Below are 14984 nucleotides of genomic sequence, written 5' to 3' on the forward strand. Positions count from 1 at the left end.
CCCGCTCTGCTACTGCCCGCTGACGCCTGGACGCAGTTCGTCGCGTACGTCGCCGACGACGCGGCCGAGCAGGTCCGCGTACGCGGCGATCATCCGGGTACGGCTGAACCGCTCGCGACTCGCGTCCAGCGCCGGTGCGAAGGTCTGCCGCTCGGCGACGGCCGCGGACCAGGCGAAGGCGATCGCATCCGGATCGAAGGGCGTCACGAAGCCATGCCCCTCGACGATCGACGCGCTGTCGCCGACGTCCGTGGTGACGGGTACGGCGCCGCACATCATGCCCTCGATGAGGCAGAGCGGCGCCGCCTCACCGGAGGCGGAGGTGAGGGCGACGACGTCGGAGCCGGCGTAGACGGCCTCCATGTCGTGCCGCACGCCGAGCAGGTGCACCCGGTCGCCGAGGGCGGCACGGTCGGCGCCGAAGGCGACCTCGATGTCCGCCCAGAGGGCGGGGTTCTCGTCGGTCATCCCCGCACCGCACATGATCACGTGGCCGCCGCCCTCGCGGGCCAGCCACGCCCTGGCCGCCCGCAGGAAGAGCGGGACGTTCTTCATACCGGCGTACCGGGCGGCGAAGACGACGACGGGGGCGGTGGCGGGAATCCCGAGGGACTCCCGGAAGGCGAGCCGCACCGCGGCATCCGGCCGGAACCGGAGCAGGTCGACCCCGTTGGGGATCACGTGCAGCAGCTCACCGGGGATCCCGGCGGCCTCGTACGCGTCCCGCGTCGACTCGGCGCAGCAGACGCACGCCACAACCGTCCCGTCCGCGATGGCGGCCTTGAGCTCGTCCAGCGCCGGGCCCTGGTTCTCCGGGTCGGACCGGTGCAGGCACACCACGACGGGCCGACGCGGCAGCCCGCCCTGGTTGAGCAGCGCGAGCGGCTGCTCCTTCAGCGACAGGATCACATCCGCGCCGGCCATCGCCCGGGCCGTGTCGGCCAGCTCGGGCCCGCTGAAGACCGACGCGGCGACGGTGCCGTCGACGAGCCCGGCGGTACGGCCGAGGGAGGTGACGTCGATACCACCGGCCGTAAGGGCGCGGTAGCAGGCGTCGTCCTCCATGCGTTGTGTGGTGGCTTCTCGGTAGACCTCACCGTGCACACTCAGCACGCGATGCCACTGCTGCCCGCCCTCTACCAGGCCGAGCAGCACATCACTGTGCACGATCCGGGCTCCCCCGGAGAAAAATCCCTCGTAGACCGAGAGCACACGAAGTCCGAGCCGAGCGCCCACACGATCACCAGCCTTGCACCATATCGAGCCATCCCCGGGAACCGCGGGTTAGCCGATATGAGGCGGTACAGACGTTTCATTCGGATGAACGGAATGTCTCGGGCCGGAGTCGGCTGCGTTTACACGGCGAGCGCCGGATCCCGCACTCCCGACATCACCCGGCCGTCCTCCTACCCACCCTCCTGACCTGCACTTTTACGGGACCCGCGAGCACCTCCACGCACTCGACGACAGCAGGGCCGACGGCAAAAAGAGTGGCAAGTGAGTCGGCTGAACGGACGCCGGTGTAGGCCGTCGGATGATCGACGCCGGGCTCACCCCCCGCAGAACTCCGCCTCCACCACCGTCTGCGGGTCTCCCGTCCAGTCCGCGTTGAAGTTCAGGGCCAGGGCGTGGCGGCCGTCCGCTGTGGTGGCGGCGGTGGAGGTGGACCCGTGGATGCCGCCGTCGTGGCCCCAGACGTGGCGGCCGCAGGAGAGGGTCTGGTCGATCAGGCCGAGGCCGTAGGCGCTGTTGGGGGCGCCGGGGACGGGGGTGGTGGTCTTCATCTCCTTGAGCCGGCGGGGAGGCAGGAGGCTGCCGCGCAGCAGGGCCTCGTAGAAGCGGGTCAGGTCGGCGGAGGTGGAGATCATCTCGCCCGCGGAGGAGGCGAGGGAGGGGTTGAGGGTGGTGACGTCGTAGGTCGGGCCCGTGGTCGTCTCCGCCAGTTTCGAGTAGGCGCGGCTGCTCGGCCGGGGGACGGTGGGGCGGGTGCCGGGGAGGGACGTGCCGGTGAGGTGGAGGGGCCTGATCAGGCGGTTCGTGATCTCCTCGGCGTAGGAGCGGCCGGTCACCGCCTTGATGACCATGCCCGCCAGGACGTAGTTCGTGTTGGAGTACGCCCAGCTGGTGCCCGGTAGGAAGGCCGGCTTGTGCTTCATCGCGATCGCCACCAGGGCGGCGGGCGTCATGGTGTCGTAGCGGTGCTCGAGGAAGCCGTCCGCGAGGAAGTACGTGCGGCCGAAGTCGGCGTCCGCCGTGTAGTTGAAGATGCCGCTGGTGTGGTTGAGGAGTTGACGGACGGTGATGCGACGGCCGTCGTTGCCGTTTCCGGTCACCACGCCCGGCAGCCACCTGTCCACCGTGTCGTCGAGCGACAGGCGGCCCTCCGCCTCCAGTTGGAGGAGCACGGTGGCCACGAAGGTCTTCGTGATGCTGCCGACCCGGTAGTGGTCGGACGGGGAACGCGGGGCGCCGGTCCGTGTGTTGCCCACTCCGGCCGTCGTCGACCAGGTGCCGTGCGCGTCCCGGGCCGTCGCCGTCACCCCGGTCACGCCCTCCACGACCGCCGTCTCCACCGCCTTGCGGGTGGCCGAATGGTCGGTGGCCGAAGGCCGGGTGGCCGAACGACCGGCGGCGGGTGCCGCGAGTGCCGGTGCCGCCAGTGCTGCCGACAGGGCCAGTGCGGTGGCCGCCACGAGCGTCGTACGTACGGACATGTCCCATCCCCCAACTGAGTCGTCTGACGCGGTCGGGAGATGGGACTCCGTCGTGATCGGGCCGGTTGCCTCGGCCTACGCCGGTTGAGTGAGTCTCAGCCCTTCTTCAGGACCAGCTCCGTGTTCCGGTCCACCGGGTTGCCGGCCAGGGCCTTGCTGGCGCCGGGTGCGTTGAAGGCGAGTTCGCGGTAGAGGGCCGCGAGGCCGGTCTGGGAGAGGTCGGTGAAGTCGGTGCGGTGCGGGGCCGCGGACTCGATCAGGGTCGTGAAGAGGGAGATCGTGCCGTCCTTGTTGTCCACCAGCTCGACGATCCGGGCCAGGTGGGGGTAGTCGACGTGGGACGCCGTGGTGATCTCCCAGAAGGAGCGGCCGTTCGAGGCGGTGTGCGGGGTGATGAGGTTGCGGTGGATGTGACCGTTCACCCACGCCAGCACATTGGCGTGGCGGTTGAGGAGGGTGACCACCTCGGCACCGGTGTGACGGCGCTCGCCCGGGTGGGCCGGATCGGGGCGGGTGTTGGTCATCGACTGGCTGGTGTGATGGCTGAAGACGACGGCGTAGGAGTCCTTGTTCTCCGTCAGGGTCTTGTCCAGCCAGTGCAGCTGGGCCGTGCCGATGGAGCCGTCGTAGTGGCCGCCCGCGTCCGTCGTGTCGAGGCTGATGCCGATGACGTCGTCGGAGATACGGAAGGCGTAGTACTGGGTGCCCGCGTCCACGTTGGCGGAGGAGTAGCCGTGCCCGACCGGGCCCAGGCCCTGGTAGGCCGGGTCCAGGTGGGCCTTGAGGTAGTCGGCGGGGGTGTACGGGGCGCGCTTCTCGTCCGGCGTCACCGAGCGCATGGAGCGCGCGTGGGCCTTCAGGAAGTCGCGGTAGCCGCTGCCCTTCGGGTCCTGGGCCTTGCGGATGGAGTCCTGGAGCTTCTTCGCGTCGGCGTCGGTCACCGACATCAGCTTCTTGCCGCCGATCGCGGCCGCGGCGAGGTAGGGGTCGGCGTGGGAGCCGTAGCAGCCCAGCGGCAGGGCGTCGTGGTTGCCGACGGTGGAGTACCAGGGCAGGTTGAGGCCGGGGCTGCGCACCTCGCGGATCGCGGCGGCGAGAAAGCCCGCGAGGTGCGGGAAGCCGAGCGCCTTGTCGCCGTCGCGGACGGTGGAGTCGGGCTGCCAGAACAGCTTGAGGCCGCTGTTCTGCACACCCTGGTAGTGCTTCGGGTCCCCGGTGTTGGGGCTCATCCGGCCGCCGCTCATCACCTTCATGAACCACTCCAGTTCGGAGTGGGCGTTGTTGTCGGTGTTGTCGCCGGTCGTCATCACGAAGTGCAGCGGGGAGCCGGTGACCGGGGCGCCGCGCAGCGCGTTCACCCGCTCGACGAGCGAGATCGCGCCGGGCACGGTGAGCGCCTCGTGCGGGCGCCAGGCGTGCCGGTCGTGGACGCGCACGTACTCCAGGCGCAGCGGGTGCTGGACGTCCATCAGATGCAGGTCGGTGAACTGCACGAACGCGGCGAGGGCGGTACGGCGGTTCTCCCGGCCGGACTTGGCGGCGGCCAGGTCGGAGCGCAGCACGCGCTTCCAGCCGGCGCCGTCGCCGAGCCGCCGGTACCCGGAGCTGTTCCGGGGTGCGGCGACGGAGGCGAGGGTGGTGCCCTTGGTGTAGGGGGCGAGGGGCGCCGCGGGGGCCTTGCGGCTCTCGGCGACCGGCTGCTGCTCCTCGGTCGCGGCGGGGGCCGCCTGGCTGTCGGTGGGGCGCAGGGCGTAGCCGACGCCCGCGGAGAGCGAGACGGCCCCGGCGGCGGCGAGCACGGAACGGCGGTTGATCTCCAGTGCCTCGCGGCCCTTCTGGGCCGCGGAGGTGGCGACAGAGCGTATGCGCGACATGGCGCGATCTCCCCGAGTACGAACGCGTCCGGCAGTGGTCGCGGGCGATCGCTTCCGCGAACTTCCCGCTCACTCTGGATCGTTGGCACCGGGGGTGACCTGTGCGTGAACTCGGCGGCAACGCGCAGCACCGATCACCGTACGTGGATCAGGCGAGGTGAGGACCGGTCATGGAGCGGATTTCGGCAGTCCGGGGACCGGTCACTCCGCGTTCATCTGCCGGGGTAGGGGAGGGTCTCCGGCCCTCACGACCGCTCTTCTGCAAACCGTCCCGCGGCCGGCCGCTCCCGCCACAGCCTGAGGGCGACGTCGATCAGCCGGATGTGCCTCAGGTCCGGTACCGCGTCCAGGTCGTGCCAGGCGGCCAGATCGGTGGAGCCGTTGACCTCGTTGCGCAGTTCGCCGCCGACGATCTCACCGGTGTAGATGATCCGTACGCCGTGGTGGTCGGTGGCCCGGGACAGCAGGGAGCCGCGGGCGAAGCGCCGGTGGAAGGAGTCGATGCCGAGCAGTCCGGTCACCTCGATGCGGTAGCCGGTCTCCTCCATGAGCTCGCGGCGGACGGTGTCGTAGGGGTCCTCGCCGTGGTCCATGCCGCCTCCGGGCAGGACCCACTCGGGCGTGCCGTCGGGGGCGGGTGACCGGGCGAGCAGGATCTGTCCGTCACGGACGCACACGGCGTAGGCCGCCACCCTCAACTTCTTTCGCACATCGGCACGGTAGGGCTCGCCGGGGCCGACGGCCACGGGATTTCCCGGAGGGGAGGCCGAAGGTCACGCCGTCATGCCGTAGGCGATCCCGGTGCTGCGGGGCGGGCGTCCTGACGGTCGCCCGCCCCTTTCGGCTCCGGATCACTTCCGGCAGGTCAGGGTGCGCGACTCGGGCAGGTCACGGACGATCCAGGCGCGCTCGGGCGCGATGTCCGACTCCCCCACCGCGTACCGGTCGGGGATCTGCTGCCCGGCCGTGACACCGACCAGGAGGCGGGCGCCCGCGCGGATCCGGTCGTCGGAGCCGGACTCGAAGAGGACGTCGACCTCGGCGGCGGTCTTCGCCGGTTTGTAGGCGTGGGTCACCTTCAGGGTGACCCGCTCCTCGCCGGTGCCCGGGATCCGGTGCACACCGGTCACCGTGCCCTCGACGACGAGCCGGGCGCAGGCGAGGTAGCCGGGGCCGGTGACGCCCTCCGCGTTCGACGCGCCGCTGCCGGCGGCCTTGTCGGCGCCGGCGCCGTTCGACATGGCGTCCGAGCCGCCGTTCGCCGCGAGCCAGCCGACGCCGAGCACGACCGAGGCGAACGCGGCCGCGAGGGCACCGGCGAGACCGACGGCCCGCACGCCGGGGTGCTGCCAGGGGCGGCGGCGCGCTGCCGGGCGAGGGCGGGGACGCAGGTGGGGGTGGGGGTGGGCTGCCGGAAGGGGCGGCCCGGCGAGGGTGTCCCCGATGATTCCGAGCTCGTCGCGCAGCAGCGCCACGTCTGCGGTGGCGGCCCGGTGCTCGGCCATGAAGGCGGGATCGGCCCGCTGCTCGGCGGAGAGCGGTTCGTCCATGAGGACGGCGAACAGGGCATCGACCTCGCCCGGCTCGACGGGGTTCCCGGGCTCGCCGGCGTTGTTCTCGTGTTCGGCGGTCATGCTCACACCACCTCGTCCTCGTGCAGGCGGGCGCGCAGGGCCCGTACCGCCGTGTGCAGCCGGCTCTTGACCGTGCCCTCGGGGATGCCGAGTTCCTCGGCTATCCCGCGTACCGGCAGGTCGGCGTAGAAACGCAGGACGAGGATCTGGCGCTGGGCGTCCGGCAGGTCGTCCAGGCCGCGGGCGACGGCGACGGAGAGCAGGCTGCGGTCCTCGCCGAGGGCGTGGTCGGGCTGGCGGAGGGAGGCCAGCCGTTCGCCGAGGCGTTCCTGGCGGCGTTTGGCGCGGTGCCAGTCCATGGCGAGGTGGGAGGCGACGACCGCCGCCCACGCCGAGACGTCCCGCGGGGCCTCCTGGCCGTTCGCGGTCCGCTCCAGCAACCGCAGGCGGACCTGCTGTACCCCGTCCAGCAGGTCCGCCTGCGGTACGCCGCCCAGCGCGAGCACCGCCCGGACCCTGCGCTCCTGGTCCGCGTCCAGAGGATCCCCGTGCTGGTCCTCCTGGGCGCGGCGGGCCTTTCTGCGCAGCACGACCCACCCCCCTCACTGCGTTTCCCCTACGACGCCGCAGCCCCCGGAAACGTTCGGCCGGGGCACCGGAAATCTTTTCCGAGGCGTACGTCACACCGGCGCCCGGCGCAGCACAGCTTGCGGTGCGACGGCCACGGAGAGGTAATTTCTGCAGCTCAGCACGGGTGTGAGCGGGAGTTCCACGGAGCGGGTGGTCCAGTCGGTGGGCGTGGCGCCCAAAGAATTGGACAGGCTGACCCGGGTCGGCCGCATGATGGAAAGGCCGCAGACACACGTCAACGTATGCAGAGGGAGTCGCCGTGAGGGTCGGAATCGTCGGAGCCACCGGTCAGGTCGGCACGGTCATGCGCAGGATCCTCACGGAGCGCAACTTCCCGGCCACGGAGCTGCGCCTGTTCGCCTCGGCCCGCTCGGCCGGGACCGTGCTGGACGGTGTGACGGTGGAGGACGCGGCGACCGCCGACTACACCGGCCTGGACATCGTGCTGTTCTCGGCGGGCGGGGCCACCTCGAAGGCGCTGGCCGAGAAGGTCGCCTCGCAGGGTGCCGTCGTGATCGACAACTCCTCCGCCTGGCGCAAGGACCCCGAGGTCCCGCTGGTCGTCTCCGAGGTCAACCCGCACGCGATCGCGGACCGCCCCAAGGGCATCATCGCCAACCCGAACTGCACCACGATGGCCGCGATGCCGGTCCTGAAGGTGCTGGACCGGGAGGCGGGCCTTCAGGCGCTGGTCGCCACCACCTACCAGGCGGTCTCCGGCTCCGGTCTCGCGGGCGTCGCCGAGCTGCACGGCCAGGTGCAGAAGGTGGCCGCCGACGCGGAGCGGCTGACCCACGACGGCTCGGCGGTCGACTTCCCCGAGCCGCAGGTCTACAAGCGGCCCATCGCCTTCAACGTGCTGCCGTTCGCCGGCAACCTCGTCGACGACGGTCTGAACGAGACCGACGAGGAGCAGAAGCTGCGCAACGAGTCCCGCAAGATCCTGGAGCTCCCCGAGCTGAAGGTCTCCGGCACCTGTGTGCGCGTCCCGGTGTTCTCCGGGCACTCCCTGCAGCTGAACGCCCGGTTCGCCCGCCCGATCAGCCCCGAACGGGCGACCGAGCTGCTCGCCGAGGCGCCGGGTGTCGAGCTCTCCGACATCCCGACCCCGCTGCAGGCGGCCGGCCAGGACCCGTCGTACGTCGGCCGGATCCGCCGTGACGAGACGGTGGACAACGGGCTCGCGCTGTTCGTCTCCAACGACAACCTCCGCAAGGGCGCTGCGCTGAACGCCGTGCAGATCGCCGAGCTGGTGGCGGCGGAGCTGTCGCGGTAGGACCGGTCCGTCGTACGGGTGCGGGTGCGTGGGGGCTGGTCGCGCCCCGCGGCGGCAGCCGCATGTCGACACAGCCCCGCGCCCCTTCGGGCGCGTCACTGCGAGGGCGCTGACAGGCAATCTCTCGGGTTTTCCCTCGACGTCCCGGGCACCGTCCCATGGAAGGATGGCGCAACCCACACATAACGAGGAGATGACCGCGTGCCTGGCACAAACCTGACTCGCGAAGAGGCACAGCAGCGGGCGAAGCTGCTCACCGTTGACTCGTACGAGATCGATCTCGACCTCTCCGGCGCGCAGGAGGGCGGTACCTACCGGTCCGTGACCACGGTGCGCTTCGACGTCGCCGAATCCGGCGCCGCGTCCTTCATCGATCTGGTCGCCCCGGCGGTCCACGAGGTCACCCTGAACGGCGACGCGCTCGCCCCGGCCGAGGTCTTCGCGGACTCCCGGATCGCACTGCCGGGCCTGCTGGCGGGCCGCAACGTGCTCCGCGTGGTCGCGGACTGCGCGTACACCAACACGGGTGAGGGTCTGCACCGGTTCGTCGACCCGGTCGACGAGCAGGCGTACCTGTACACCCAGTTCGAGGTGCCGGACGCCCGCCGGGTCTTCGCCTCCTTCGAGCAGCCGGACCTGAAGGCGACCTTCCAGTTCACGGTGAAGGCGCCGACCGGCTGGACCGTGATCTCCAACTCGCCGACGCCCGAGCCCAAGGACGACACCTGGGTCTTCGAGCCGACGCCGCGTATCTCGTCGTACATCACCGCCCTGATCGTCGGCCCGTACCACTCCGTGCACAGCGTGTACGAGAAGGACGGGCAGAGCGTGCCGCTGGGCATCTACTGCCGTCCGTCGCTGGCCGAGTTCCTGGACTCGGACGCGATCTTCGAGGTGACCCGGCAGGGCTTCGACTGGTTCCAGGAGAAGTTCGACTACGACTACCCGTTCAAGAAGTACGACCAGCTGTTCGTGCCGGAGTTCAACGCGGGCGCGATGGAGAACGCGGGCGCGGTGACCATCCGCGACCAGTACGTCTTCCGGTCCAAGGTGACCGACGCGGCGTACGAGACGCGCGCCGAGACCATCCTGCACGAGCTGGCCCACATGTGGTTCGGCGACCTGGTCACCATGGAGTGGTGGAACGACCTGTGGCTGAACGAGTCGTTCGCCACGTACACCTCCATCGCCTGCCAGGCGTACGCACCCGGCTCGCGCTGGCCGCACTCGTGGACGACGTTCGCCAACTCCATGAAGACCTGGGCGTACCGGCAGGACCAGCTGCCCTCCACGCACCCGATCATGGCGGAGATCCGCGACCTGGACGACGTGCTCGTCAACTTCGACGGCATCACGTACGCCAAGGGCGCGTCCGTCCTGAAGCAGCTCGTCGCCTATGTCGGCATGGACGAGTTCTTCGCCGGTGTGCAGGCGTACTTCAAGCGGCACGCGTACGGCAACACGCGCCTGTCCGACCTGCTGGGCGCCCTGGAGGAGACCTCCGGGCGTGACCTGAGCACCTGGTCGAAGAAGTGGCTGCAGACGGCCGGGATCAACATCCTGCGCCCGGAGGTGGAGACGGACGCCGACGGTGTCGTCACCTCCTTCGCCATCCGCCAGGAGGCCCCGGCGCTGCCGGCCGGTGCCAAGGGCGAGCCGACGCTGCGTCCGCACCGGATCGCGATCGGCCTGTACGACCTCGACGAGGCGACCGGCAAGCTGGTCCGCACCGACCGGATCGAGCTGGACGTGGACGGCGAGCTGACGGCCGTACCGCAGCTGGCCGGCCGCGCCCGTCCGGCGGTGTTCCTGCTCAACGACGACGACCTGTCGTACGCCAAGGTCCGCCTGGACGAGGAGTCCCTGCACTTCGTCACCGAGCACCTGGGCGACTTCGAGTCCTCGCTGCCCCGCGCCCTGTGCTGGGCGTCGGCCTGGGACATGACCCGCGACGCCGAACTGCCGACCCGCGAGTACCTGTCCCTCGTGCTGTCCGGCATCGGCAAGGAGTCCGACATCGGTGTCGTGCAGTCCCTGCACCGCCAGGTGAAGCTCGCCGTCGAGCTGTACGCCGACCCGACCGCCCGCGAGGCCCTGCTCACCCGCTGGACCGACGCCACGCTGGCCCACCTGCGGGCGGCCGCGCCGGCGAGCGACCACCAGCTGGCCTGGGCCCGTGCCTTCGCGGCCACCGCCCGCACCCCGGAGCAGCTGGACCTCCTGGACAGCCTGCTGGAGGGCACCCACACCATCGAGGGCCTGGCCGTCGACACCGAGCTGCGCTGGGCGTTCGTGGAGCGGCTGGCGGCGGTCGGCCGCTTCGACGAGGCGGAGATCGCGGGCGAGTACGAGCGGGACAAGACGGCCGCCGGTGAGCGGCACGCGGCCACCGCCCGCGCCGCCCGCCCGACCGAGGAGGCGAAGGCGGAGGCCTGGGCGTCGGTCATCGACTCCGACAAGCTGCCGAACGCCGTGCAGGAGGCGGTGATCGGCGGCTTCGTCCAGACCGACCAGCGTGAGCTGCTGGCGCCGTACACGGACAAGTACTTCGAGGTCCTGAAGTCGGTCTGGGACTCCCGCTCGCACGAGATCGCCCAGCAGATCGCGATCGGCCTCTACCCGTCCCTCCAGGTCTCCCAGGAGACCCTGGCCAGGACGGACACCTGGCTGGCCGCGGCCCAGCCGAACGCGGCCCTGGCCCGCCTCGTCTCGGAGTCCCGCGCGGGCGTCGAGCGCGCGCTGAAGGCCCAGGCCGCGGACGCGGCGGCCGAGTAGCCGGTACGACGGTGGGGGCGCCCGGTGACATACCGGGCGCCTCCTTTTTTCCGCTACGGCGCGGCTTTCCCCGCTACTTTCCGCTACGATGCGGCTTTCCCCGCTACTTTCCGCTACGACGCGGCTTTTTCCGCTACGCGCACAGCCGGCCGGCGAGATCCAGCATCGTCCGTACATGCAGCCCGGTCTGTGCGGACACCGGGATCCAGCGCGGCTCATAGGTCTTGTCGAGTTCCCGGCACCATTCGCGTACCAGGTCGGTGAGGACGTCGGCGGTCGCGGGCGCGGTACGGGCGAGGGCCCGGCGCGCCATGGCCGCCACGCGCAGCGGGATACGCCGGGCGGAGACGCCGAGGGTCGCGAAGTGGCCGCGGGAGCCGGTGTGTTCCTGTTCCGCCCAGCCGACCGCGAGCGACGGGGCGACGCGCAGCAGTTCCGCGGCGGCGGTGTGCAGGGGCAGCAGCTCGTACGGCACGGTGTCGGACCGGACCGGCTCCAGCAGGGTGCCGAGTTCCCGGGTCCTGGCCAGCAGCAGGTCGCAGGCGGCGCCGACCGCGCGCCGCGGGTCGGGTTCGGGCCGGGAGTCGCTCACCGCCGGGACGGCCCAGGCCGGTGCCTCGACGAGGGCGGTGAGCGTGCCGTACCGGCGGGGGTGCAGCCAGGTGCTCTCGGCGACGAAGCCGCTGGGGTCGCGTTCGCTGCCGCCGCTGGCGGGCGGGAGCCGCAGCACACCGGGCGGGTCCGGCCGCCAGTCGGGGCCGTCGCAGGGGTGGTCGTCGAGCGGGATGCGCAGCCGGGCGGCGGTCTCGCGGAAGGCCCGCGCGGCTCCGGGGACTTCCCGGGTCTGCATGGTGAAGGCGCCGCCGATCTCGATGCCGTGCAGGGTGAACTGGGCCGTCGGGCGCAGTTCGTCGAGGAGCCGTACGAGCACCGTGGACTCGGGCAGCGGCTCCCGGCCGGTGCCGGGGGCGGGCGGTGACTCGGGCTGGCAGGCGAACTCGGGCCGGTAGAAGTGCCGGTGGCACTCCTCCGGGGAGGGGGTGGGCTCCTCGGGCTGCCAGCCGTGCGCGAGGCGGGCGCCGTCCGGGTCGAGACAGAGCAGGAAGTGCCAGGTGCAGTCGAGCCCGCGGAGCAGTTCGGGCCGGTGGGCGAGGAGCCGGCCGAGGCGGAGCGCGGAGGCGCCGCCGACGGGTTCGTTGGCGTGCGCTCCCGCGACGGTCAGGAGCTGGTGCCGCCCCTGCCCGGCGGAGAGTAGGTGGAGGGGCCGTCCGGCCCTGCTCCGTCCGGCCTCGCGCAGCCGCAGGACTTTCGGTGCGAAGGCGGCCAGCGTGCGGGCCTGCCGCTCCAGTTCGTCGACGCCCGGGTAGAGCGGGCGCCGGGACGACGATGTCCGCACGCGGGCCCTCCGATCAGGCGCCTTGAGAGTTGCTGTCCCCGGTGGTCTCCTTCTTGTCCAACGGGCGAATCTCGATCTTGGTTGCCATTTCAACTCCCCTTTTCAGTAAGGATGTTGAGCCTGAGCTTTCCCATGGGAACTCCCGGGGCAGCACCTGTCAAGGGTGGCTGTGGGGACTGGTCCGCCGCACGGGCCGGACGGGCCCCGGTCATCCGAGGTGGGCGGCGAGCGCCCTGTCGATGTCCGCGTCCCGGGCGTTCTCGGCCGCCCAGGCCACGTATCCGTCGGGGCGCACCAGCAGGGTGGTTCGGCGGTCGCTCGCCCAGCGCGCCACGGCCAGCCGGTCCGCGCGCCCCGCGCCCGGGTCGTGGGAGCCCGGGGTGACGAGGACGAACCGGCCGCCGCGCAGGGCCTCGTAGAGGCGGCCGCCGCCGGCCAGGGCGAGGTCGGGGACGCGGGCGCCGGTGAGACGGTGGGCGCCCCCCGGGGCGGGGTAGCGGTAGCCGACGCCGGTGATCTGGCCGAGCACCCGGCGGCGGGCGGGGGCCAGCCGGCCGAGGACGGTGGCGAGCGCGGCGCGCACGGGCAGCTGCCAGCCCTTGGCCATGGCGAGGCGGACGATGGCGCCGCTGCTGCGCAGGACGGTCCTGCCGACGGGGTGGCGTTCGCTCTGGTAGGTGTCGAGCAGGTCGGGGGACGCGTGGCCGTGCAGCACGGCGGCGAGCTTCCAGCTCAGGTTGGCCGCGTCCTGCAGGCCGGTGTTCATGCCCTGGCCGCCGGCCGGGGTGTGCACATGCGCCGCGTCGCCGGCCAGGAAGAGCCGGCCGGCCCGGTAGCTGGGCACCTGGCGCTCGTCGCTGTGGAAGCGGGACATCCAGCGGGCGTCGTGCATCCCGTAGTCCCGGCCCAGGGCCTCCCGGGTGATCTCCTTGATCTCCGCGAGGTCGACCGGCTCGCGGTCGGGGACGTCGCGGCCGCGGTGCCAGCAGATGACGCGGTGGTAGCCGTCGCCGAAGGGGACGAGGAAGGCGAACGCGTCGCCGACCGCGGCGGCCGTGATCAGGGTCTCGGGCTGCTCGGTGAGCAGCACGTCGGCGAGGACGACGGACTTGATCGCCGACCGCCCCGGGAACGGCAGCCCGGCCGCCTCCCGTACGGCGCTGCGCATCCCGTCGGCCCCGACGACGTACGCGGCGCGCAGGCTCTCGGCGCCCTTGATGTGGACGGTGACCCCGTCGGCGCCCTGGGTCACGCCGGTCACCTCGGAGTCGTGGCGGAAGTCGACACCGGCCTCGGCCGCCCGGCGCTCCAGCACCTTCTCGACCTCGTACTGCGGGAGGACGAGGACGTGGTGGAAGCGGGAGGGGAGGGTGCCGAGGTCGAGGGTGAGCCCGTCGAAGAGGTTGAGCCGGGTGACGGGTCGGCCTACGGCCTCGAGGTCGTCGGCGAGACCTCGCGCGTCGAGCTGCTCCAGGGCGCGGGCGTGCAGGACGAAGGCGCGGGAGAGGTTGCTGATCTTGTGGGGGCGCTTTTCGAGGAGGGTGACCGGGACGCCGGCGGTGGCGAGGTCACCGGCCAGGAGCAGGCCGGTGGGGCCGGAGCCGACGACGATCACCCGGGGGGCGGTGGGGGTGGGGCCGGTCGTGCCGTTCATGGGGACCTCCCAGAGAGCCAACACTTGTTGGCCAACACCCGTTGGTCAACGCTTGTTGGCAAGGATAGGACGGACACGCGCGACAGTCAACGCTTGTTGGCCCACAGATGTTGGCCTACGCTCGTTGGCATGACCGGCACCCCCAGTAGAAGCACAGATTCCGCGAACGGCTCCGCGGCGCGCCGCTCCGACGCCAGCCGCTCCGCCATCCTGGCCGCCGCCCGCGAACGCTTCGCCACCGACGGCTACGAGCGCGCCACCATCCGCGCCATCGCCAAGGACGCACACATCGACCCGTCCATGGTGATGCGCTACTTCGGCAACAAGGACGGCCTGTTCGCGGCCGCCGTCGCGCTCGATCTGCGGATGCCCGACCTGTCCGAGGCGCCGCGCACCGAGGTCGGGCGGGCGCTGGTGGCCCACTTCCTGGACATCTGGGAGGAGAACGAGGAGCTCACCGCGGTACTGCGGGTCGCCGTCACCAACAAGGCGGGGGCCGAGCGCCTGCAGGGCATCTTCCGGGAGCAGGTGGTGCCGGTGGCGCAGCGGGTGTGCCCCGACCCCGAGCAGGTACCGGCGCGGGCGGCACTGTGCGCCTCGCAGCTGATGGGGCTGGCGCTCACCCGGTACGTGCTACGGCTGCCGCCCGCGGTGGAGCTGGCGCGGGAGGAGATCCTGGCCTGGCTCGGGCCGACCCTGCAGCGGTATCTGACCGCGCCGAGCCCCTGAAACGCGCCGAGGGCGCCGGTCGGCCTCCCTACGTCCCCTCGGGGTACGTACGGAAGGCGACCGGCGCCCTCGGTGCAGAAAAGTGGAGAAGCGGGAGGTCAGGCCTTGGCCTTCGGCTTGACGACCCGGATCTTGGACTTGTCCAGCACCATCACGAGACCCGCGATGACCGCGAACAGCACGAGCGGGGTCAGGACGTAGAGACCCAGCGTCTGGATGACACTCAGGCCCGGGCCGGGGTCGTCACCGTCGTCACGCGTGAGCGCGAGCGCGGGGGACGACATGAGCAGCATCATCAGCGTCGTACCGGCAGCCAGGGCGCCGGCGCGCAGGGCATTCTTCTTGTCCACGGTCCCAAGTTA

The 14984-nt window shown here is 71.5% G+C and carries 13 protein-coding genes; 3 read left to right on the plus strand and 10 right to left on the minus strand.

The features are described 5' to 3' along the window. Positions 1–9: 9 nt before the first annotated feature. The 7 genes from ACIRR9_RS32780 to ACIRR9_RS32810 all read right to left on the minus strand — a co-directional run bounded on the left by ACIRR9_RS32780 (position 10) and on the right by ACIRR9_RS32810 (position 7004). Positions 10–1212 (minus strand): glycosyltransferase, encoded by a 1203-nt coding sequence (locus ACIRR9_RS32780; protein ID WP_123981999.1) that lies wholly within the window; start codon positions 1210–1212, stop codon positions 10–12. Between the two features lie 338 nt (positions 1213–1550). After that, complete coding sequence (locus ACIRR9_RS32785; protein WP_403759271.1) at positions 1551–2714, minus strand: serine hydrolase domain-containing protein; 1164 nt, start codon at positions 2712–2714, stop codon at positions 1551–1553. Positions 2715–2809: 95 nt separating this feature from the next. Then, complete coding sequence (locus ACIRR9_RS32790) at positions 2810–4588, minus strand: TIGR03767 family metallophosphoesterase (protein WP_403759274.1); 1779 nt, start codon at positions 4586–4588, stop codon at positions 2810–2812. Between the two features lie 245 nt (positions 4589–4833). Then, positions 4834–5298, minus strand: coding sequence for an NUDIX hydrolase (locus ACIRR9_RS32795; protein ID WP_403759277.1), 465 nt, complete (start codon positions 5296–5298; stop codon positions 4834–4836). A gap of 141 nt (positions 5299–5439) precedes the next feature. Next, positions 5440–6222 carry a hypothetical protein gene (locus ACIRR9_RS32800; RefSeq protein WP_403759280.1) on the minus strand — a complete coding sequence of 261 codons (783 nt, stop codon included), beginning with the start codon at positions 6220–6222 and terminating at the stop codon, positions 5440–5442. A 2-nt stretch (positions 6223–6224) separates the two neighbouring features. Continuing rightward, complete coding sequence (locus ACIRR9_RS32805) at positions 6225–6752, minus strand: RNA polymerase sigma factor (protein WP_384566890.1); 528 nt, start codon at positions 6750–6752, stop codon at positions 6225–6227. A 90-nt stretch (positions 6753–6842) separates the two neighbouring features. After that, complete coding sequence (locus ACIRR9_RS32810) at positions 6843–7004, minus strand: hypothetical protein (RefSeq protein ID WP_403759283.1); 162 nt, start codon at positions 7002–7004, stop codon at positions 6843–6845. Positions 7005–7051: 47 nt separating this feature from the next. On the opposite strand from ACIRR9_RS32810, the gene ACIRR9_RS32815 reads away from it, so the two are divergent. Continuing rightward, positions 7052–8068, plus strand: a complete 1017-nt coding sequence (locus ACIRR9_RS32815) for an aspartate-semialdehyde dehydrogenase (protein ID WP_384566884.1) — start codon at positions 7052–7054, stop codon at positions 8066–8068. A 201-nt stretch (positions 8069–8269) separates the two neighbouring features. Beyond that, the gene (pepN, locus tag ACIRR9_RS32820) at positions 8270–10843 is read left to right on the plus strand and encodes an aminopeptidase N (protein ID WP_403759287.1); all 2574 of its coding nucleotides are present in this window, start codon (positions 8270–8272) and stop codon (positions 10841–10843) included. Positions 10844–10976: 133 nt separating this feature from the next. Here pepN and ACIRR9_RS32825 read toward each other — a convergent pair whose 3' ends face one another. Continuing rightward, the gene (locus ACIRR9_RS32825) at positions 10977–12239 is read right to left on the minus strand and encodes a M14 family zinc carboxypeptidase (protein WP_403759290.1); all 1263 of its coding nucleotides are present in this window, start codon (positions 12237–12239) and stop codon (positions 10977–10979) included. Between the two features lie 208 nt (positions 12240–12447). Beyond that, complete coding sequence (locus ACIRR9_RS32830; protein ID WP_403759293.1) at positions 12448–13893, minus strand: FAD-dependent monooxygenase; 1446 nt, start codon at positions 13891–13893, stop codon at positions 12448–12450. A gap of 129 nt (positions 13894–14022) precedes the next feature. Between ACIRR9_RS32830 and ACIRR9_RS32835 the strand changes: the two genes are divergently transcribed. Further along, complete coding sequence (locus ACIRR9_RS32835; protein WP_365344803.1) at positions 14023–14622, plus strand: TetR family transcriptional regulator; 600 nt, start codon at positions 14023–14025, stop codon at positions 14620–14622. Positions 14623–14720: 98 nt separating this feature from the next. Here the strand turns inward: ACIRR9_RS32835 and ACIRR9_RS32840 are convergent, their stop codons facing one another. Beyond that, positions 14721–14972: a hypothetical protein gene (locus ACIRR9_RS32840; protein ID WP_403759296.1), complete on the minus strand. Its 252-nt coding sequence runs from the start codon at positions 14970–14972 to the stop codon at positions 14721–14723. Between the last annotated feature and the right edge of the window lie 12 nt (positions 14973–14984).

This window comes from Streptomyces sp. NPDC101234, from assembly GCF_044767525.1.
In the GTDB taxonomy this organism is placed as follows: Bacteria; Actinomycetota; Actinomycetes; order Streptomycetales; family Streptomycetaceae; genus Streptomyces; species Streptomyces sasae.